This is a genomic window from Pseudomonas sp. MWU12-2020 (genome assembly GCF_023100605.1).
In the GTDB taxonomy this organism is placed as follows: Bacteria; Pseudomonadota; Gammaproteobacteria; order Pseudomonadales; family Pseudomonadaceae; genus Aquipseudomonas; species Aquipseudomonas fluorescens_H.
This window is the reverse complement of record NZ_JALMEX010000010.1, coordinates 115,098-136,224: the sequence shown is the minus strand read 5'-3', so window position 1 is coordinate 136,224 and position 21,127 is coordinate 115,098. Positions and strand designations below refer to the sequence as shown.

The window sequence follows — 21,127 nt, the reverse complement described above, 5'->3', positions numbered from 1 at the left end:
ATTGCCATACAGGGATAATCCCGATGTCGGAAAACCGCTGGGAAGGTATCGACGAGTTCGTCGCCGTCGCCGAATGCAGCCAGTTCACCGCCGCAGCAGAACGCCTCGGGGTTTCGTCCTCGCACATCAGTCGACAAATCGTACGACTGGAGGAGCGATTGCAGACGCGTCTGCTCTATCGCAGTACCCGTCGCGTGGCTCTGACCGAAGCTGGACAGACCTTTCTGCAGCATTGTCAGCGCCTGCAGGACGGTCGCGAAGAAGCCCTGCGCGCGGTCGGCGATCTGACCAGCGAACCGAAAGGCATGCTGCGCATGACTTGCGCCGTGGCGTATGGCGAACGGTTTATCGTGCCGCTGGTGACGCGGTTCATGGGGCATTACCCACAACTGCGGATCGATATCGAGCTGACCAACCGCCAGCTCGATCTGGTGCATGAAGGGCTGGATCTGGCGATTCGTCTGGGTCGGCTGCAGGATTCGCGGTTGGTCGCCACCCGCCTGGCGCCGCGTCGGATGTATCTGTGCGCGTCCCCGTCCTACGTTGAACGGTATGGCCGCCCACACAGTTTGTCGGAACTGAGCCGCCACAATTGCCTGATCGGCAGCTCGGATCTGTGGCAACTGGAACAGAACGGCCGGGAATTTTCCCAGCGCGTGCAGGGAAACTGGCGCTGCAACAGTGGGCAAGCGGTGTTGGATGCGGCGCTGCAAGGGGTCGGCTTGTGCCAGTTGCCGGACTATTACGTGCTCGAACATTTGCACAGTGGGGCACTGATTTCTTTATTGGAGGCGCATCAGCCGCCGAATACGGCGGTGTGGGCGTTGTATCCGCAGCAGCGGCATTTGTCGCCGAAAGTGCGCAAGCTGGTGGATTTCTTGAAGGAAGGATTGGCCGAGCGGCCGGAGTATCGGAGCTGAGTTATGCGGTGCCTGAGCAGCCGTCTTCGCGAGCAAGCTCGCTCCCACAGGGGATCCTCAGTGGATGCAGATTGGGTGTCAGGCGCGAATCAAAGGTGGGAGCGAGCTTGCTCGCGAAGGCGGCAGAACAGGCGCCACAGCATTCAGCGGCGATTGGCCCAACGCTGACGCAACCACTCCAGGTCTTCCGGCCGGGTGACCTTGAGGTTGTCCGCCCGCCCTTCGATCAGTCGTGGCGCCAGACCGGCCCACTCCATCGCCGAGGCTTCATCGGTAATCAGCGCATCGGCCACCAGGCTGTCAGCCAGCGCTCGATGCAACGCACCGAGGCGGAACATTTGCGGTGTATACGCCTGCCAGATCACGCTGCGATCAACGGTTTCGAGCACACGACCGTGCTTGTCGACCCGCTTCAGGGTGTCCCGCGCTGGCACGGCCAGTAAACCGCCAACGGCATCGTCCGCCAGTTCAGCCAGTAACTTGTCGAGGTCGTCACGACTCAGGTTAGGTCGGGCCGCATCGTGGACCAGCACCCAGTCATCGTCATCGGCACCCTGCGCATGCAAATGCAGCAAGGCATTGAGCACCGACCCGGAACGCTCGGAGCCGCCCTCGACACGCTGAATTCGCGAGTCGCTGGCGCAGGCGAGGTTCGGCCAATAGGGATCATCAACAGCAAGACTGACCACCAGCCCTTTGAGGCTCGGGTGATCGAGGAAACAGCCGAGGCTGTGTTCAAGAATTGTGCGCCCGCCCAGTTGCAGGTATTGCTTGGGACGGTCCGCGGCCATTCGGGCACCGACGCCCGCGGCAGGAATCACGGCCCAGAAGGCCGGCAGAGAATCGATCATTGCGCGAGCTGGTAAAGGGTTTCACCGTCCTTGACCATGCCCAGCTCATGGCGAGCCCGCTCTTCAACGGTCTCCATGCCTTTTTTCAGCTCGCTGACTTCAGCGTCCATCACCCGGTTGCGCTCCAGCAGGGCTTCGTTCTCGGCGTGTTGATCAGCAATCTGCTGATTCAGCTCGGCGACCTGCGCCAGACTGCCATTGCCCACCCACAGGCGGTACTGCAGACCGGCCAGCAGCAAGAGCAAAACGAGAAACAACCAGTAAGGACTGCGCATCGAATATCAGGTATCCAGTGAAAAAAGACAGCCACGCGAAAACTTTGAAACGTCTGATAGCACGAAGCCTGGAAGATCCAGGCTTGTGCATATAAGGCATCAGATTAGTGGCAAATCCATCGCTGTCACGACTTTTCCGACACAATCCGGTGTCTTTTTACCATTTACCACTCAGCCGCGGAACTCGCTGCGACCGTTGTACTTGGCTTTGCCATTCAACTGCTCTTCGATACGCAGCAGTTGGTTGTACTTGGAAACGCGGTCGGAACGGCACAGCGAACCGGTCTTGATCTGGCCAGCCGAAGTGCCCACAGCCAGGTCGGCGATGGTCGAATCTTCGGTTTCGCCCGAACGGTGCGAGATCACGGCGGTGTAACCGGCAGCCTTGGCCATCTGGATGGCTTCCAGGGTTTCGGTCAGGGTACCGATCTGGTTGAACTTGATCAGGATCGAGTTGGCGATCTTTTTATCGATGCCTTCTTTCAGGATCTTGGTGTTGGTCACGAACAGGTCGTCGCCAACCAGTTGGGTCTTCTCGCCGATCTTGTCGGTGAGGATCTTCCACCCAGCCCAGTCGGACTCGTCCAGACCGTCTTCGATCGAGATGATCGGATAACGTTCGGTCAGACCTTTCAGGTAGTCGGCAAAACCTTCAGCCGTGAACACCTGGCCTTCGCCGGACAGGTTGTACTTGCCGTCTTCGTAGAACTCGCTGGCCGCGCAGTCCAGCGCCAGGGTCACGTCGGTGCCCAGCTTGTAACCGGCGTTGGCCACGGCTTCGGAGATCACTTTCAGCGCGTCTTCGTTGGACGCCAGGTTCGGTGCGAAACCGCCTTCGTCGCCAACGGCAGTGCTCAGGCCACGGGCCTTCAGCACAGCTTTGAGGTGATGGAAAATCTCGGTGCCCATGCGCAAACCTTCCGAGAAGGTCTTGGCGCCAACTGGCTGCACCATGAATTCCTGGATGTCGACGTTGTTATCGGCGTGCTCGCCACCGTTGATGATGTTCATCATCGGCACCGGCATCGAGTAAACACCCGGGGTGCCATTCAGGTTGGCGATGTGTGCGTACAGTGGCAGATCCTGGTCCTGTGCAGCCGCCTTGGCCGCAGCCAGGGACACCGCGAGGATGGCGTTGGCGCCCAGGGTTGCCTTGTTTTCGGTACCGTCGAGCTTGATCATCGCGTGGTCGAGGGCTTTCTGGTCGCTTGGGTCAGTGCCCAGCAGCAGATCGCGGATCGGACCGTTGATGTTGGCTACCGCCTTGAGCACGCCCTTGCCCAGGTAACGGCTCTTGTCGCCATCACGCAGCTCGAGCGCTTCACGCGAGCCAGTGGATGCACCGGACGGCGCGCAAGCGCTGCCGATGATGCCGTTGTCGAGAAGCACGTCCGCTTCCACGGTGGGATTGCCACGGGAGTCGAGAACTTCACGACCTTTGATGTCGACGATTTTTGCCATTGTTGTAAACACTCCAAAGTTGACGAAAACGACGCAGCTAGAGGAAATCTTTTTACCGTCGGCAAGTGGTGTGCAGCGGGCAGCTTGCAGACGACAACGCACATGCCCGAGGGCATGTGCGACAAATCGTGCGGTACTTTACCGGAGAAATGAGGTTTACGCGGTTTCTACCGTCGGAAAACTCTTCACCAGTTCGTCCAAAGCTTTGAGCTGGGCCAGAAATGGCTCCAGTTTGTCCAGACGCAAGGCGCAAGGGCCGTCGCATTTGGCGTTGTCCGGATCCGGATGCGCTTCGAGGAACAGACCGGCCAGCGCCTGGCTCATGCCGGCCTTGGCCAGATCCAGAACCTGCGCACGGCGACCGCCGGCGGAGTCGGCACGACCGCCAGGCATTTGCAGCGCGTGGGTCACGTCGAAGAATACCGGGTACTCGAACTGCTTCATGATGCCGAAGCCGAGCATGTCGACCACGAGGTTGTTGTAGCCGAAGCTCGAACCACGCTCGCAGAGGATCAATTGATCGTTACCCGCTTCCACGCACTTGTTCAGGATGTGTTTCATCTCCTGAGGCGCGAGGAACTGGGCTTTCTTGATGTTGATCACAGCGTTGGTCTTGGCCATCGCCACGACCAGATCGGTCTGGCGCGACAGGAAGGCCGGCAGCTGGATGATGTCGCAGACTTCAGCGACGACCGCGGCCTGATCAGGCTCGTGGACGTCGGTGATGATCGGCACGCCGAAGGCTTGCTTGATGTCCTGGAAGATGCGCATGCCCTCTTCCAGGCCTGGACCGCGATACGAGGTCACAGAAGATCGGTTGGCCTTGTCGAAACTGGCCTTGAACACGTAAGGGATACCGAGTTTCTCGGTGACCTTCACGTACTCTTCGCAAACCTGCATGGCCATGTCACGGCTTTCCAGCACGTTCATGCCGCCGAACAGCACCATGGGCTTGTCGTTGGCGATCTCGATGTTGCCAACGCGGATGATCTTCTGTGCCATCGGGTTACGCCTTCTTCTGGTGTTGAGCCAACGCAGCTTTCACGAAACCGCTGAACAGCGGGTGACCGTCACGTGGCGTCGAGGTGAACTCCGGGTGGAACTGGCAAGCGACGAACCATGGATGATCCGGTGCTTCGACCACTTCAACCAGCGCGGCATCAGCGGAGCGACCGGAGATTTTCAGGCCGGCTTCGATGATTTGTGGCAGCAGGTTGTTGTTCACTTCGTAGCGGTGACGGTGACGTTCGACGATCACGTCCTTGCCGTAGCAATCGTGCACCTTGGAGCCGGCTTCGAGCAGGCATTCCTGAGCGCCGAGGCGCATGGTGCCGCCCAGATCGGACGCTTCGGTACGCACTTCTACGGCGCCGGTGGCGTCTTCCCACTCGGTGATCAGACCCACGACCGGATGGCCGCTGGCGCGATCGAACTCGGTGGAGTTGGCGTCTTTCCAGCCCAGCACGTTACGGGCGAACTCGATGACCGCCACTTGCATGCCCAGGCAGATACCCAGGTATGGAACCTTGTTTTCACGAGCGTACTGAACGGCAGTGATCTTGCCTTCCACGCCGCGCAGACCGAAGCCGCCCGGAACGAGGATCGCGTCGACACCTTCGAGCAGCGCAGTGCCCTGGTTCTCGATGTCTTCGGAATCGATGTAACGCAGGTTGACCTTGGTACGGTTGGTGATGCCGGCATGACTCATCGCTTCGATCAGCGACTTGTAGGCGTCCAGCAGCTCCATGTACTTGCCGACCATCGCGATGGTGACTTCGTGCTCTGGGTTGAGCTTGGCATCGACGACCTTTTCCCACTCGGACAGGTCGGCGCCATTGCATTGCAGGCCGAAACGCTCGACGACGAAATCGTCCAGACCCTGAGCGTGCAGCACGGCCGGGATCTTGTAGATGGTGTCGACGTCTTCCAGGGAGATCACCGCACGCTCTTCAACGTTGGTGAACAGCGCGATCTTGCGACGCGACGACACATCCACCGGATGGTCGGAGCGGCAGATCAGCACGTCTGGCTGCAGGCCGATCGAACGCAGCTCTTTAACCGAGTGCTGGGTTGGCTTGGTTTTGGTCTCGCCAGCGGTGGCGATGTACGGAACCAGCGTCAGGTGCATCAGCATCGCGCGCTTGGAACCGACTTCCACACGCAGTTGACGGATGGCTTCGAGGAACGGTTGCGATTCGATGTCGCCAACGGTACCGCCGATTTCCACCAGGGCCACGTCGGCATCGCCGGCACCCTTGATGATGCGACGCTTGATTTCGTCGGTGATGTGCGGAATCACCTGGATGGTTGCACCCAGGTAGTCACCACGGCGCTCTTTGCGCAGCACGTGCTCGTAGACACGACCGGTGGTGAAGTTGTTGTTCTGGGTCATGGTCGTGCGGATGAACCGCTCGTAGTGGCCCAGGTCCAGGTCGGTCTCGGCGCCGTCGTGGGTGACGAACACTTCACCGTGCTGGAACGGGCTCATGGTGCCCGGGTCGACGTTGATGTACGGATCCAGCTTAAGCATGGTGACCTTAAGCCCCCGCGCCTCCAGGATGGCCGCCAATGAAGCCGAGGCAATGCCTTTCCCCAATGAAGAAACAACACCGCCCGTGACGAATATGTAGCGCGTCATGAAAAACCCTAGAAGTCTGCGTTAAAGCGGTACGAGCCGCCGGGGAAAGCGAAGGAAGGCCGAAGCCCCCGATCACCTGCATTAATCACAGTGCACCTTTCAAAAAAACCGCCGCGTTGGGACAGACCGGCAGATGAAACACCGGTACGTTGCTCGCTACACATTTTTTGGAATCGCCCAGCAAAGACTGCTTGGTAATCGGCAACTCCTGCAATTCAGGCGAATCCACAGAAGTTGTATCAAGAAGGGAGCGTAGTCTACCGGAATGCCCCTTTCATCTCAAACCTTGATCTTCGTCTGTTGGCTGCCAATGCAATTTCCAGCCGTCCGGCCCCTGTCCGTCAAGGCCCGGCAGGTTCGCCACGGCGAGCAATTCCGCGCCGCGAAACAGCAGCGGCAATCTGCCACGGACGAAGCCCGGTACCGCGCGCTCATTGAGCAGGCGCTTGAGATCGCGATGGCCGCGATCCGCCAGGTGCATCAGCTCGCCGCCCTGCCGATAGCCAATCCGCAACGGCCCGTCGGGAGTCTGCCCGCTGAACATGACACGCCCGTTATTCGGCAGACGTAGCGCTGTCGACGGGTCATGCCATTCACCGCTGATCGCTGGCGCGCGCAGCCAGTCGCCGCTCAGCCACCATAGCCGGCCGGCGCTGCGCTGCAGTTCGCCATCGGCCAGACACCAGACCGGCGATGCATCGCTGGCAGCGCCGCAGAGGTTGTCCCAACCCGACCAATGGTCGGTGTCAGGCAGTCGGGTCAGGGGCTCGAGCCAGTGACTGAGCGCATTGCGCTGACGAGCGACGGACAGGGCGGCCAGCGGCGCCAGTTCCAGCGACGGCAGGCCCAGCCATGCAAACTCACTCGGCGTGGCGGCTTGTGCCAGATCGATTTGCGCCAACTCATCGAGCAAACCTTGCGCCTCGCGCAGATGCGCCGCACTTCGCGCCATGCTCGCCTGCGCCTGCGGCCAGCGCGCCGTGAGCAACGGCAGCACCTGATGGCGCAGATAGTTGCGCGAGAACTGCCGATCTTCGTTAGACGGGTCGTCGACCCAGCGCAACTGGTGCGCGCGGGCGTAAGCCTCAAGCTCGGAGCGCGTCACGTCGAGCAATGGGCGCAGCAGCGTGCCCTGCCCCAACGGGCGCTGCGCCGGCATCGCCGAAAGTCCGCGAACGCCGGCACCGCGCATCAGGCGAAACAGCAAAGTCTCCGCCTGATCATCCCGATGCTGACCGGTCAGCAACAAATCCCCGGCCTCGGTCAGCGAAGTGAACGCCGCATACCGCGCCTCCCGCGCTGCTCGCTCCAGGCTGGCGCCGGGTTGCACCGTCACCCGCACCAATTGCAACGGGACGTCCAGTGCGTCGCAGACCGACTGACAATGCTCCGGCCACGCATCGGCCGCAGCCTGGAGGCCGTGGTGGATATGGATGGCGCTGAGCGCCGGCAGGGAGTGGTGTTGAGCGAGATGGGCCAGCAGATGCAGGAGGACGGTGGAATCCAGACCGCCGGAGAAAGCCACGCGCCAAGCCTTGGCATTGCGCCAAGCTGCAAGATTGCGCAGAAGCCGGGAAGGCAGATCACTCACGGACTGACCCATATCTTTCTCTTGGCCCAAATCAAATGTGGGAGCGGGCTTGCTCGCGAAGGCGTTTCAACATTCAACACATCTGTCGAATGTTATACCGCTTTCGCGAGCAAGCCCGCTCCCACATTGGGTATTGCGAGATCTGTCAGAGACCGTAGCTCATCAGACGATCGTAACGACGCTTGAGCAGCGCTTCGTTGTCGAACTTCTTCAACATCGCCAGTTGCGAGCTCAGTTCGGCACGGATCGACGCAGCGGCAGCCGCCGGATCACGGTGAGCGCCGCCCAGTGGCTCGCCGATCACCTTGTCGACGATGCCCAGGCCTTTCAGGCGCTCGGCGGTGATGCCCATCGCTTCAGCGGCATCCGGTGCTTTTTCGGCGGTTTTCCACAGAATCGAAGCACAACCTTCCGGCGAGATCACCGCGTAGGTCGAGTATTGCAGCATGTTCAGCTGATCGCAGACACCGATCGCCAGCGCACCGCCGGAACCGCCTTCACCGATAACGGTGGCGATGATCGGGGTCTTCAGGCGCGACATCACGCGCAGGTTCCAGGCGATGGCTTCGCTCTGGTTGCGCTCTTCAGCGTCAATCCCGGGGTAAGCACCCGGGGTGTCGATGAAGGTCAGGATCGGCATCTTGAAGCGCTCGGCCATTTCCATCAGACGGCAGGCCTTGCGGTAGCCTTCCGGACGCGGCATGCCGAAGTTGCGGCGTACCTTCTCGCGCACTTCACGGCCCTTCTGGTGGCCGATGATCATCACCGGCTGGTCTTCCAGACGTGCCACGCCGCCCACAATGGCCGCGTCGTCGGAGAAGTGACGGTCACCGTGCAGTTCGTCGAACTCGGTGAAGATGTGCTCGATGTAGTCGAGGGTGTACGGGCGTTTCGGGTGACGCGCCAGGCGTGCGATCTGCCAGCTGGTCAGCTTGCCGAAGATGTCTTCGGTCAGCGTGCGGCTCTTGTCCTGCAGGCGGGAGATCTCATCGCCGATATTCAGCGAATTGTCATTACCGACCAAGCGCAACTCTTCGATCTTGGCTTGCAGGTCGGCGATCGGCTGTTCGAAATCTAGAAAATTCGGGTTCATAGGCGTCCGTCTTGGGTCGTGTCCCAAATGAGCTTGGGCCGGCCGGTTGTCTATTCGCGCCTACCTTAAGGGAGAGGCGCGCTGAGGTCGAGATTAAAAATTCAGGTTGTGGGCAAGCGCAATGATGGCACTTGCCGGTCAACGGTATTGGAGGAAGACGTTGTCTCGCCCGAACTGGTCACGCAGGGCTTGAATCAACGCATCCGCCGGGTCGATTCGCCAGGTCTCGCCAAACTGCAGCAAGGTCTTCGCATCGGGACTGGTGTACTCCATGGTGATCGGGCACGCCCCGCGGTGACGCTTGAGCAATTCACCCAACCAGCGTAGCTGATCGCCTTTCAAGTCCTGAGTGTGCAGCTTCAGGCGCAGGCTCTCGGCCAGATTGGTGCGTGCATCTTCCATGCTCATCACCCGCTTGACCCGCAGACGCAAGCCGCCGGAGAAGTCATCGTTACTGACTTCGCCTTCGACCACCACCATCGCGTCGGTCTGCAACAGCGACTGCGCGGAGTGGAACGCATCGGCGAACAGCGACGCTTCGATCCGTCCCGAACGGTCATCGAGGGTGATGAAGCCCATCTTGTCGCCCTTCTTGTTCTTCATCACCCGCAGGGCAATGATCATCCCGGCCACGGTTTGCGTGTCACGGGCCGGCTTCAGGTCGATGATGCGCTGCCGGGCGAAACGGCGAATCTCGCCCTCGTACTCGTCGATCGGGTGACCGGTGAGGTACAGGCCCAGAGTGTCTTTCTCACCCTTGAGGCGTTCCTTGAGGGTCAGCTCCTTGGCCTTGCGATGGGTCGCGTAAACGTCGGCATCTTCCTCGACGAACAGCCCGCCGAACAGGTCGGCGTGGCCACTGTCGTGGGTGCGTGCGGTCTGCTCGGCAGACTTGATCGCCTCTTCCATCGCCGCCAGCAGCACGGCGCGGTTGCGGTCGATGTTGGCCTGATAAGCCTTTTGCTCATCGTGGAAATAAGGCCCGAGACGATCCAGTGCACCGCTACGGATCAAGCCGTCCAGCGTACGCTTGTTGATACGCTTGAGGTCGACCCGGGCGCAGAAGTCGAACAGATCCTTGAACGGGCCGGCCTGACGCGCTTCGGTGATCGCTTCCACCGGGCCTTCGCCGACGCCTTTGATCGCGCCCAGGCCATAGACGATGCGGCCGTCGTCGTTCACCGTGAACTTGAACTCGGAAGTGTTCACGTCCGGCGCGTCGAGGCGCAGCTTCATCGTGCGCACTTCCTCGATCAAGGTCACGACCTTGTCGGTGTTGTGCATATCCGCCGAGAGTACCGCGGCCATGAACGGCGCCGGGTAGTGCGCCTTCAACCATGCGGTCTGGTACGACACCAGGCCATAGGCGGCGGAGTGGGATTTGTTGAAGCCGTAACCGGCGAATTTTTCCACCAGGTCGAAAATGTTACCGGCCAGGTCGGCATCGATATTGTTGGTCGCGCAGCCTTCAATGAAACCGCCACGTTGCTTGGCCATTTCCTCGGGCTTTTTCTTACCCATGGCTCGACGCAGCATGTCCGCACCACCGAGGGTGTAACCGGCCATGACCTGGGCGATCTGCATCACCTGTTCCTGATACAGGATGATGCCGTAAGTCGGCGCCAATACCGGTTTGAGGCCTTCGTACTGGTAGTCCGAGTGCGGGTACGCCAGTTCGGCGCGACCGTGCTTACGGTTGATGAAGTCGTCCACCATGCCGGACTGCAGCGGGCCCGGACGGAACAGGGCTACCAGTGCGATTAAGTCTTCCAGGCAGTCGGGCTTGAGCTTTTTGATCAGCTCTTTCATGCCGCGCGATTCAAGCTGGAACACCGCGGTGGTTTCGGCTTTCTGCAACAGGCTGTACGTCGGCTTGTCGTCGAGCGGGATGAACGCGATGTCCAGCGGCTCTTCGCCGACCTTGGCGCGGTCGCGGTTGATCGTTTTCAGTGCCCAGTCGATGATCGTCAGGGTTCGCAGGCCGAGGAAGTCGAACTTCACCAGACCGGCCGCCTCCACGTCGTCCTTGTCGAACTGGGTTACCAGACCGTCACCGGCCTCGTCGCAATAGATCGGCGAGAAGTCGGTCAGCTTGGTCGGGGCGATTACCACACCACCGGCGTGCTTGCCGACGTTACGCACCACGCCCTCGAGCTTGCGCGCCATCTCCCAGATTTCCGCCGCTTCTTCATCGACCTTGATGAAGTCACGCAGGATCTCTTCCTGTTCGTAGGCTTTTTCCAGGGTCATGCCGACTTCGAACGGAATCATCTTCGACAGACGATCCGCCAGACCATAGGACTTGCCCTGCACCCGCGCCACGTCACGCACCACAGCCTTCGCGGCCATGGAACCGAAAGTGATGATCTGACTTACCGCGTTGCGACCGTACTTCTCGGCCACGTAGTCGATCACCCGGTCACGACCGTCCATGCAGAAGTCGACGTCGAAGTCGGGCATCGAGACCCGTTCCGGGTTAAGGAAACGTTCGAACAGCAGGTCGTATTCCAGCGGGTCGAGGTCAGTAATCTTCTGCACGTAAGCCACCAGCGAGCCGGCACCCGACCCCCGACCAGGACCTACCGGCACGCCGTTGTTCTTGGCCCACTGGATAAAGTCCATCACGATCAGGAAGTAACCGGGGAAGCCCATCTGGATGATGATATCCAGCTCGAAATTCAAGCGGTCGACATAGACCTGACGCTTGGCTTCGTAGTCTTCGGTGGTGTCCTTGGGCAACAGCACCGCGAGGCGTTCTTCGAGACCTTCGAAGGACACCTTGCGGAAATATTCGTCGATGGTCATGCCATCGGGAATCGGGAAGTTGGGCAGGAAGTGCGTGCCCAGTTTCACTTCGATGTTGCAGCGTTTGGCGATTTCGACGGTGTTTTCGATGGCGTCGGGAATGTCGCTGAACAGCTCGGCCATTTCCTCGGCGCTTTTGAGGTATTGCTGATCGCTGTAATTCTTCGAACGCCGCGGATCGTCGAGCGCGCGGCCCTCGCCGATGCACACGCGGGTTTCGTGAGCGGCGAAGTCTTCCTGCTTGATGAAGCGCACATCGTTGGTCGCTACCAGCGGCGCGCCGAGCTTGTCGGCCAGGGCCACCGCACCGTGCAGTTGTTCTTCGTCGTTGGGACGGTTGGTGCGCTGGATTTCCAGATAGAAACGATCCGGGAACACCGCCATCCATTCACGCGCCAGCGCTTCGGCCTCGGCCGGGTTGCCGCCGATCAGCGCCATGCCGATCTCGCCTTCTTTGGCGGCGGACAACATGATCAGGCCTTCGTTGGCCTCGGCGACCCATTCGCGCTCGATGATGATCATGCCGTTACGCTGGCCCTCGATGAAGCCACGCGAGATCAGCTCGGTGAGATTGCGATAGCCCTTGGCGTTCATTACCAACAGGCTGATCCGGCTCAATGGCGCGTCCGGATCCTTGTTCGACAGCCACAGGTCGGCACCGCAGATCGGCTTGATGCCCGCGCCCATGGCGTTTTTATAGAATTTGACCAGGGAACACATGTTGTTCTGATCGGTGACTGCCACCGCCGGCATGTTCATGCCGGTCAGCGCCTTGACCAGTGGCTTGATCCGCACCAGCCCGTCGACCAGGGAGTATTCAGTGTGCAGGCGTAGATGAACGAATGAAGCCGGCATAGTGATCCTGTCCAGTTACATAGAGACAACAAGGCCCGGATTGTACCGGGCCTCGAACAAAACATCAGCCTTGCGCCTAAACCTGCGTCAGACCTTCCAGCGCCTCGTAAGCCTGACGCACCGGGGCGAACGAGCGCCGGTGAATCGGCGTCGGGCCAAGCCGCACCAACGCTTCCAGATGAACGGGCGTCGGATAGCCTTTATGACCGCCGATGCCGTAACCCGGGTAGATCAATTCGAACGCCGACATCTCCCGGTCGCGACTGACTTTGGCCAGAATCGATGCGGCGGCAATCGCCGGCACCTTGCTGTCGCCCTTCACCACCGCTTCAGCGCGCATCGGCAGTTTCGGGCAGCGGTTACCGTCGATCATCGCCAGTTTCGGCTGAATATGCAGCCCGGCCACCGCACGCTGCATGGCGAGCATGGTCGCGTGCAGGATGTTCAGCTCGTCGATTTCTTCGACTTCGGCGCGGGCGATGCACCAGCTCAGGGATTTCTCGATGATCTCGTCGTAAAGTTTCTCGCGCCGGGCTTCGGTGAGTTTCTTCGAGTCATTGAGACCGAGAATCGGCCGGTTCGGATCGAGAATCACCGCCGCCGTCACCACTGCCCCGCACAACGGGCCGCGACCGACCTCGTCGACACCGGCCACCAGCTCTTCAACTTCGGCGACCAGAGTGAAATCCAGGCCCATCTGCATCGTCTTGCTCATGGTTTCTGACCGATCAGGTTGAGGACGGCATCCGCCGCCTGATTGGAAGCATCCAGCCGCAATGTGCGGTGGATCTCGTCGAAGCCTCGGGTCTGCTCTTCGCCACCTTCGATCAGCGGCGCCAGGGTCTGGGCCAATGCTTCGACTGTCGCATCATCCTGCAACAATTCCGGTACCAGCAGACGCTGGGCCAGCAGGTTCGGCAGCGACACGTACGGGCTCTTGACCATGCGCTTGAGAATCCAGAAGGTCAGCGGCGCCAGGCGATACGCAACGACCATTGGCCGCTTGTACAGCAAGGCTTCAAGTGTCGCCGTGCCGGAGGCGATCAACACCGCGTTGCACGCCGCCAGGGCCAGATGCGATTTGCCGTCGAGCAGGGTTACCGGCAGATCACGGCCAACCAGCAGTTCTTCGAGCTGAGCGCGACGCTCGGCATTCGCGCACGGTATGACGAAGCGCAGCCCCGGGCGCATGGCCCGCAGACGCTCGGCCGTATCCAGGAACAGCGCACCGAGACGACCGACTTCACCACCGCGACTGCCGGGCATCAACGCCACCAGCGGCCCGTCGGGCAAGCCGAGTTCGGCACGCGCTGCGGCGCGATCGGCCTGCAGCGGAATGGTATCGGCCAGCGTATGACCGACGAACCGCACCGGAACGCCCTTCTCTTCGTAGAATTTTGCTTCGAACGGCAACAGGGTGAGCATCAGATCGCAACCTTCGCGAATCTTCAGCACACGCTTCTGGCGCCACGCCCACACCGAAGGGCTGACGTAATGCACGGTTTTGATCCCGGCCTGACGCAGCTTGAGTTCGATGTTGAGGTTGAAATCGGGAGCGTCGATGCCGATGAACACGTCCGGTTTCTCGGCAATCAACGTGGCGATCAGGTCCTTGCGGCGCTTGAGCAACTCGCGCAGCCGCCCGAGAACCTCCACCAGCCCCATGACTGACAGTCGCTCCATGGGGAAATAAGACGTCAGGCCCTCGGCCTGCATCAACGGACCGCCGACACCGATGAACTCGACTGCCGGGTATTGAGCCTTGAGGGCGCGCATGAGCCCGCCGCCCAAAATATCACCGGAAGCCTCTCCCGCCACCAGCGCAATACGCAGACTGGCCATGATCAGCGGGTGATGCCGCGAGTCGACGACTGGATCGAGTCACGGAACACCGCGACTTCCGGGAACTGCGCAGCAGGCTCGGCCAACTCGGCCAACGCTTGCTCCACGGTCAGGCCTTGGCGATACACCGTTTTATAGGCGCGGCGCAGCGCATGAATCGCGTCTTCGCTGAAACCACGGCGGCGCATGCCTTCGAAGTTCATGCTGCGTGCTTCGGCCGGGTTGCCGAACACGGTCACAAACGCCGGAACGTCCTTGCCGATGGCAGTGCCCATGCCGGAAAAGCTGTGGGCGCCGATGTGACAGTACTGATGCACCAGGGTGAACCCGGAAAGGATCGCCCAGTCGTCGACATGTACATGCCCGGCCAAAGCCGTGTTGTTGACCAGAATGCAGTGGTTGCCGATCACGCTGTCATGTCCGATGTGGGCATAGGCCATGATCAGGTTGTGATCGCCAAGGGTGGTTTCCGAACGATCCTGAACGGTGCCACGGTGAATCGTCACGCCTTCGCGAATGACGTTGTGATCACCGATCACCAGACGGGTTTCTTCACCCTTGTACTTCAGGTCGGGAGTGTCCTCACCGACCGAGGAAAACTGGTAGATGCGATTGTGCTTGCCGATGCGGGTCGGGCCTTTGAGGACCACGTGCGGCCCGATCACAGTACCCTCGCCGATTTCCACACCTGCGCCGATGATCGACCACGGGCCGACCTCGACGCCGTCAGCCAGTACGGCCGACGGATCGATGATTGCGCGAGGGTCAATCAAACTCATAGCTTGCGTTCCGCACAGATGATTTCAGCCGAGCAGACTGGCTTGCCGTCGACCGAAGCCTGGCATTCGAATTTCCAGATCTGACGCTTGCAGCTGATGAACTTGGCTTCAAGGATCAATTGATCGCCCGGCAGCACTGGCTGACGGAAACGCAGCTTGTCGGAACCGACGAAGTAGTAAAGGGTGCCATCGGCCGGTTTCACGTCGAGCATTTTGAAACCGAGGATCCCGGCAGCCTGGGCCATCGCCTCGATGATCAGCACGCCTGGCATGATTGGATGCGCAGGGAAGTGACCATTGAAGAATGGCTCATTGATGCTGACATTCTTGTAGGCGCGAATGCGCTTGCCTTCAGTGTCCAGTTCCACCACCCGGTCCACCAGCAGGAACGGGTAACGGTGAGGCAGGTATTCGCGAATCTCGTTGATGTCCATCATTTCGGGGGGAAGCCTATGTAAAGATTGGGAGCGCGACTGACGCGCACTCCTCTAGCAAATCAAGGAGGCAGTCTAGAGGCTGTGCACACTTGATATGGAAATGGTATCAGCCATCAGATGAAGCATTACTGCCGGGGGTCACTTCCCCAACGCGCTTTTCCAACTGCTTCAAACGTCGCGCGATGTCATCGAGCTGACGGATGCGGGCCGCGCTTTTGCGCCATTCGGCCGCCGGCTGCATGGCTGTGCCGGAAGAATAGGCGCCTGGCTCGGTAATCGAGTGGGTCACCATGGTCATCCCGGTCAGGAAAACGTTGTCGCAAATATCGATGTGCCCCACCAGGCCGACGCCACCGGCGAGCATGCAGTGCTTGCCGATCTTGGTGCTGCCGGAGATACCGACACACGCCGCCATGGCGGTGTGATCACCGACCTGGACGTTGTGCGCGATCTGGATCTGGTTGTCGAGTTTCACGCCGTTGCCGATCACGGTATCCGCCAGCGCACCACGGTCGATGGCTGTGTTCACACCGATCTCGACATCGTCACCGATGGTCACGCCGCCGATCTGGGCGATCTTCTGCCAGACACCTTTCTCGTTGGCAAAACCGAAGCCTTCGCCACCGAGCACGGCGCCGGACTGGATCACCACCCGCTTGCCGATGCGCACGTCGTGATAAAGCGTTACCCGCGGAGCGAGCCAGCCGCCCTCGCCGATTTCACTGCGGGCACCAATGACGCAATGGGCACCCAGGGTGACCTGTGCACCGATGCGCGCACCGGCCTCGATCACCACGAACGGGCCGATGCTGGCGCTTGGATCAACCACCGCATCCGGCGCAATCACCGCCGTGGGATGAACACCCGCGGTGGCTTTCGGTTTGGGATCGAACAGGTGAGAGATACGCGCATAAGCCAGGTAAGGATCCGGCACCACCAGCGCATTGCCGGCAAAACCTTCGACATCGGCTTCCTTGAGCAACAGCGCAGCCGCCTGGGAACTTGCCAGGTATTTGCGATATTGAGGATTTGCCAGAAAGCTCAACTGAGCTGGGCCAGCCTCCTGCAAGGTGGCTAGCCCAGTAATTTGCGTCTCGGGGTCGCCACGCAGGGTGGCGCCGAGGAACTCGGCCAACTGGCCGAGCTTGATAGTCACGGTCATGGGTTACTTCAGCTGATTCATGCGCTCGATAACCTGGCGCGTGATGTCGTACTGCGGTTTGACATCGATGACTGCGCCACGCTCGAACACCAGGTCAAAACCACCTTTCTTGATGACTTCTTCCACTGCGCTATCCAGTTTCGGCTTCAGTTGCTTGAGCATTTCGCGGTCGGCAACTGCCTTGGCTTCGTTCAGCTCCTTGGACTGGAACTGGAAGTCACGGGCCTTTTGCTTGAATTCAAGCTCCAGACGCTCACGCTCGCCCTGCTGCATCTTGTCGCCACCGGCCATCAGGCGATCCTGAATGCCCTTGGCGCTGCTTTCCAGCGTCTTGAGCTTGGTCAGTTGCGGACCGAATTTCTTCTCGGCATCCACGGCGTACTTCTTGGCCGCGTCGGATTCCAGCAGTGCCATCTGATAGTTCAGCACGGCGATTTTCATGTCGGCGAACGCCGGGCCTGCCACCAGTACGGAGGCCAGGAGAACCAATTGAGTCAACTTACGCACGATGCACTCCTACAAAATCCATTGTCGTTGTCTTGGGTCAGACGCTTAGAACGTCTGGCCGAGGGAGAATTGGAACACTTGAGTTTCAGCGTTATCCGGCTTCTTGACCGGCATCGCCAGAGCAAAACTCAGAGGACCCAGTGCGGTGACCCAGGTCACGCCAACACCGACGGAACTTGCCATGTTGCTCAGGCTGATGTCGTTGCACTGAGTGTTGGCCTTTGTACCATCTGCGTTGGTGGTCGACTTGCAAGTCGAGTCGAACACGTTACCGACGTCCCAGAATACCGAGGTACGCAAGGAGCGCTGATCTTTCACGAACGGCAGCGGGAACAGGACTTCAACACCGCCCTGGATCAGCACGTTACCACCGAACGGCAGCGGGTCCTGGTCCGGGTCGGCCAGTGTACCGGCGTTACCTGTAACCCCGACGCCACGGCTAGGGGTACTGCGAGGACCCAAAGTGCTGTCCTTGAAGCCACGTACCGAGTTGAAACCACCAGCATAGTAGTTTTCATAGAACGGCAAGCCGTCGGTCGAACCATAACCGTCGCCATAACCCAGCTCGGTGTGCAGACGCAGGGTGTAGTTCTCGGTGATCGGCTGGAACAACTGACCACGGTAGTCGAGCTTGTAGAACGACAGGTCGCTGCCAGGAATCGTGGTTTCCAGGGTCAGGCTCTGGGAACGGCCACGGGTCGGCAACACGCCCTTGTTCAGGGTCGACTCGGACCAGCCGGCCGAAGCCTTGAAGTTCAGGTAGTTGTCGCCTTCCTTGTTAACGAAGTCGAAAATCTCGTCGACGGTGTACTGACCGGTCTTGATCTTGTCCTGCTGTGCGGACAGACCGAAGGTCAGACGCGAAGTCTCGCTGATCGGATAGCCAACGTTGACGCCGGCACCCAGGCTGTCTACCGCATAGCTCGCTACGTCGATGTTGAGATCTTTGTAGTCGGTGGTGCGATAGAAAGCGTTGTAACCCAGGCTCACGCCGTCGGCGGTCCAGTAGGGGTCAACGTAGCCGAAGTTGTAGCGGCTCTGGTATTCGCTGCGGGTCAGGCCCACGCTCACACGGTTACCGGTACCCAGGAAGTTGTTCTGGGTGATCGAGCCGCCGAGGATCAGACCGGCGCTCTGGGCGAAACCGACGCTGGCGGTGATCGAGCCGGAGGCTTGTTCTTCAACGGCGTAGTTCACGTCAACCTGGTCGTCGACACCCGGAACAGCCGGTGTCTCGACGTTCACTTCCTTAAAGAAGCCCAGACGCTCAAGACGGGTCTTGGACTGGTCGATCAGGTAGGTCGAAGCCCAGCCACCTTCCATCTGACGCATTTCGCGACGCAGCACTTCGTCCTCGGACTTGGTGTTGCCACGGAAGTTGATGCGGTTGACGTAGGCGCGCTTGCCCGGATCGACGGCGAACAGGATGTCCACGGTGTGATCGTCGTCATGCGGCTGAGGTATGCCGTTGACGTTGGCGAAGGTGTAACCCTCGTTACCCAGACGGCGCGTGATCAGTTCGGAGGTGGTGGTCATCAGCTTGCGCGAGAACACCTGGCCTTTCTGCACCAGCAACAACGACTTGACCTGGTCTTCAGGCACCTTCAGGTCACCGCTGAGCTTGACGTCACGAACGGTGTACTTCTCGCCTTCGGTGATGTTGACGGTGATGTAGACGTGTTTCTTGTCCGGGGTGATGGACACCTGGGTCGAAGCGATATCCATGTTGATATAGCCGCGGTCCAGGTAGTAGGAACGCAGACGCTCCAGGTCACCGGAGAGTTTTTCACGGGCGTACTTGTCATCGTTCTTGAAGAACGACAGCCAGTTGGTGGTTTTCAGCTCGAACAGGTCGATCAGGTCGTCGTCAGGGAAAACCGTGTTGCCCACCACGTTGATGTGCTGGATGGCAGCCACAGTGCCTTCGTTGATCTTCACTTTCAGGGCTACGCGGTTACGCGGCTGCGAGACCACTTCGGTATCAACCGTGGCCGAATAGCGGCCCTGCGCAACGTACTGGCGCTGCAGCTCGTTACGCACACCTTCGAGGGTGGCGCGCTGGAAGATCTCGCCTTCCGAGAGTCCGGACTGCTTGAGGCCTTTCATCAGGTCTTCGGTAGAGATCGCCTTGTTACCTTCGATCTCGATACTCGCGACCGACGGACGTTCGACGACCGTGATCACCAGAACGTTGCCTTCGCGGCCCAGCTGGATATCTTGAAAGAAACCGGTTTTGAACAACGCACGAGTGGATTCCACCAGGCGACGATCATCCGCCTGCTCGCCGACGTTCAACGGCAAGGCACCAAAGACGCTACCCGCGGAGACCCGCTGGAGGCCATTGACGCGAATATCAGAGATAGTGAAGGACTCGGCGTGAACTTCGGCGATCATCAATACGGTGAGAACCGCAGTTAGCAGCAGACGTTTCATGAAGTCCTTTCTTATTCCAACTGGCAATAAACAAACTGCCGCAAAATGCGGCAGATTCGCAATTCAGCGAAGCTTTACAGACGGCCCAGATCATTGACCAGAGCAAGCAACATCACTCCGACCACCAAACTGATACCGATCTGCACCCCCCAACCTTGCACCCGATCCGACAAGGGGCGACCACGCACCCACTCAATCAGATAAAACAACAAATGCCCCCCATCCAGTACAGGGATGGGCAGCAAATTCAGAACTCCCAGGCTAATACTCAGATAAGCAAGGAAATTCAGGAAATCAGCAACGCCCGACTGGGCAGAAGCGCCCGCCACTTTAGCAATGGTTATCGGCCCACTCAAGTTTTTTACCGAGAGCTCGCCAAACAGCATTTTCTTCAGTGAGTCCAGCGTCAGGATGCTCATGGTCCAGGTACGTCGGGCACCCTCGCCAATCGCGGCCAACGGGCCATAACTGACCTCGCGGATCATTTCCGGCGGCCAATCCACAGCTTTCACGCCGGCGCCCAGATAACCACTCGGCGCTTTGCTTTCGCCGCGCGCAGCCAGGGTCACCGGGACGTCGATTTGAGCACCGTCACGCTCGACGCGCAGCAAGATTTTGGTATCAGGACGCGTACGAACGGTATCGACCACTTGCTGCCAGTCACCCAGCGCCTGACCATCGAGCGACAGCAGACGGTCGCCGGTTTTCAGACCAGCGGCCTGCGCCGGACCTTTCGGATCAAGTTCGGCCAGCACTGGCGGCAGAGCCGGGCGCCATGGGCGAATCCCCAGCGAGCGAATCGGATCGGGCTCGTCCGCCCCTTTGAGCCAATGATCGAGCGCCAGTTCGCGCGGCGTATCCGCTGTAGAGCCCTGCTCACGCACGAGCAATTGCAGGGCCCCGCTTTCCCCAAGACGACGGACCAACTGCAAATTGACCGCCGCCCAGCCAGAAGTGGGCTCGCCATCAATGGCGACGATTTCCTGACCGGCACTCAAACCGGCCCTGGCCGCGATGCTGCCGGACTCGACGGCACCGATGACCGGACGGATCTGCTCGCTGCCGAGCATGGCCAGCACCCAGAAAAACACCAGAGCCAACAGGAAGTTGGCGATCGGCCCCGCTGCAACAATAGCGATACGCTGGCGAACCGATTTGCGATTGAAGGATTGATGAAGCTGATCGGCCGGGACTTCGCCCTCACGCTCATCGAGCATTTTGACGTAGCCACCCAGCGGAATCGCGGCGACGACAAACTCGGTACCCTGCTTGTCGTGCCAGCGCAGCAAGGGCATGCCGAAGCCCACGGAGAAACGCAAAACCTTGACGCCACAGCGACGCGCGACCCAGAAATGGCCGAATTCGTGAAAGGTGACCAGCACACCCAAAGCGATCAGGGTGCCGGCAATCATATAGAGCGCGCTCATCTACTTTCTCCGCAATCCTGTTCAGTGCCGCGTGAAGCCATGGTCCTGCAA

General features: G+C 59.9%; 17 protein-coding genes. 1 reads left to right on the top strand and 16 read right to left on the bottom strand.

All coding sequences use genetic code 11. The features are described 5' to 3' along the window. The first annotated feature begins 23 nt into the window (after positions 1-23). Positions 24-920: a LysR substrate-binding domain-containing protein gene (locus tag M0814_RS21510; RefSeq protein ID WP_103486008.1), complete on the top strand. Its 897-nt coding sequence runs from the start codon at positions 24-26 to the stop codon at positions 918-920. Between the two features lie 143 nt (positions 921-1,063). Here M0814_RS21510 and ispD read toward each other — a convergent pair whose 3' ends face one another. The 16 genes from ispD to rseP form a co-directional block, all read right to left on the bottom strand. After that, the gene (ispD, locus tag M0814_RS21505) at positions 1,064-1,771 is read right to left on the bottom strand and encodes a 2-C-methyl-D-erythritol 4-phosphate cytidylyltransferase (protein WP_003222160.1); all 708 of its coding nucleotides are present in this window, start codon (positions 1,769-1,771) and stop codon (positions 1,064-1,066) included. Then, positions 1,768-2,046 (bottom strand): cell division protein FtsB, encoded by a 279-nt coding sequence (gene ftsB / locus M0814_RS21500; RefSeq protein ID WP_003222158.1) that lies wholly within the window; start codon positions 2,044-2,046, stop codon positions 1,768-1,770. The genes ispD and ftsB overlap by 4 nt, the downstream gene beginning before the upstream one ends. A 171-nt stretch (positions 2,047-2,217) precedes the next feature. Beyond that, positions 2,218-3,507 carry a phosphopyruvate hydratase gene (eno, locus tag M0814_RS21495; RefSeq protein WP_003222156.1) on the bottom strand — a complete coding sequence of 430 codons (1,290 nt, stop codon included), beginning with the start codon at positions 3,505-3,507 and terminating at the stop codon, positions 2,218-2,220. Positions 3,508-3,663: 156 nt separating this feature from the next. Further along, on the bottom strand, positions 3,664-4,509 hold the full coding sequence (gene kdsA / locus M0814_RS21490) for a 3-deoxy-8-phosphooctulonate synthase (protein WP_003222154.1): 846 nt from the start codon (positions 4,507-4,509) through the stop codon (positions 3,664-3,666). A 4-nt stretch (positions 4,510-4,513) separates the two neighbouring features. Further along, positions 4,514-6,145 carry a CTP synthase gene (locus M0814_RS21485; RefSeq protein WP_003222153.1) on the bottom strand — a complete coding sequence of 544 codons (1,632 nt, stop codon included), beginning with the start codon at positions 6,143-6,145 and terminating at the stop codon, positions 4,514-4,516. A 274-nt stretch (positions 6,146-6,419) separates the two neighbouring features. Continuing rightward, positions 6,420-7,748 carry a tRNA lysidine(34) synthetase TilS gene (gene tilS, locus M0814_RS21480; protein WP_003222151.1) on the bottom strand — a complete coding sequence of 443 codons (1,329 nt, stop codon included), beginning with the start codon at positions 7,746-7,748 and terminating at the stop codon, positions 6,420-6,422. A 133-nt stretch (positions 7,749-7,881) separates the two neighbouring features. Next, complete coding sequence (locus M0814_RS21475) at positions 7,882-8,829, bottom strand: acetyl-CoA carboxylase carboxyltransferase subunit alpha (protein ID WP_064586192.1); 948 nt, start codon at positions 8,827-8,829, stop codon at positions 7,882-7,884. Positions 8,830-8,967: 138 nt separating this feature from the next. Then, entirely contained in the window at positions 8,968-12,489 is a 3,522-nt protein-coding gene (dnaE, locus tag M0814_RS21470) for a DNA polymerase III subunit alpha (protein WP_003222149.1), read from the bottom strand. Between the two features lie 76 nt (positions 12,490-12,565). After that, positions 12,566-13,192, bottom strand: coding sequence for a ribonuclease HII (rnhB, locus tag M0814_RS21465; RefSeq protein ID WP_003222148.1), 627 nt, complete (start codon positions 13,190-13,192; stop codon positions 12,566-12,568). Between the two features lie 8 nt (positions 13,193-13,200). Further along, entirely contained in the window at positions 13,201-14,334 is a 1,134-nt protein-coding gene (gene lpxB / locus M0814_RS21460) for a lipid-A-disaccharide synthase (protein WP_177434739.1), read from the bottom strand. Continuing rightward, entirely contained in the window at positions 14,334-15,110 is a 777-nt protein-coding gene (lpxA, locus tag M0814_RS21455; RefSeq protein WP_103486496.1) for an acyl-ACP--UDP-N-acetylglucosamine O-acyltransferase, read from the bottom strand. Before lpxA ends, lpxB begins: the two co-directional genes overlap by 1 nt. Then, complete coding sequence (fabZ, locus tag M0814_RS21450; protein ID WP_003222142.1) at positions 15,107-15,547, bottom strand: 3-hydroxyacyl-ACP dehydratase FabZ; 441 nt, start codon at positions 15,545-15,547, stop codon at positions 15,107-15,109. Before fabZ ends, lpxA begins: the two co-directional genes overlap by 4 nt. 106 nt (positions 15,548-15,653) lie before the next feature. Further along, positions 15,654-16,709, bottom strand: coding sequence for a UDP-3-O-(3-hydroxymyristoyl)glucosamine N-acyltransferase (gene lpxD / locus M0814_RS21445; protein ID WP_045122314.1), 1,056 nt, complete (start codon positions 16,707-16,709; stop codon positions 15,654-15,656). A gap of 3 nt (positions 16,710-16,712) precedes the next feature. Continuing rightward, complete coding sequence (locus M0814_RS21440; protein WP_003222140.1) at positions 16,713-17,216, bottom strand: OmpH family outer membrane protein; 504 nt, start codon at positions 17,214-17,216, stop codon at positions 16,713-16,715. A gap of 45 nt (positions 17,217-17,261) precedes the next feature. Beyond that, a complete protein-coding gene (bamA, locus tag M0814_RS21435; protein WP_103486497.1) occupies positions 17,262-19,649 on the bottom strand; it encodes an outer membrane protein assembly factor BamA in 2,388 nt (795 codons plus the stop codon). 74 nt (positions 19,650-19,723) lie between these two features. Next, entirely contained in the window at positions 19,724-21,076 is a 1,353-nt protein-coding gene (rseP, locus tag M0814_RS21430; protein WP_003222134.1) for a sigma E protease regulator RseP, read from the bottom strand. Between the last annotated feature and the right edge of the window lie 51 nt (positions 21,077-21,127).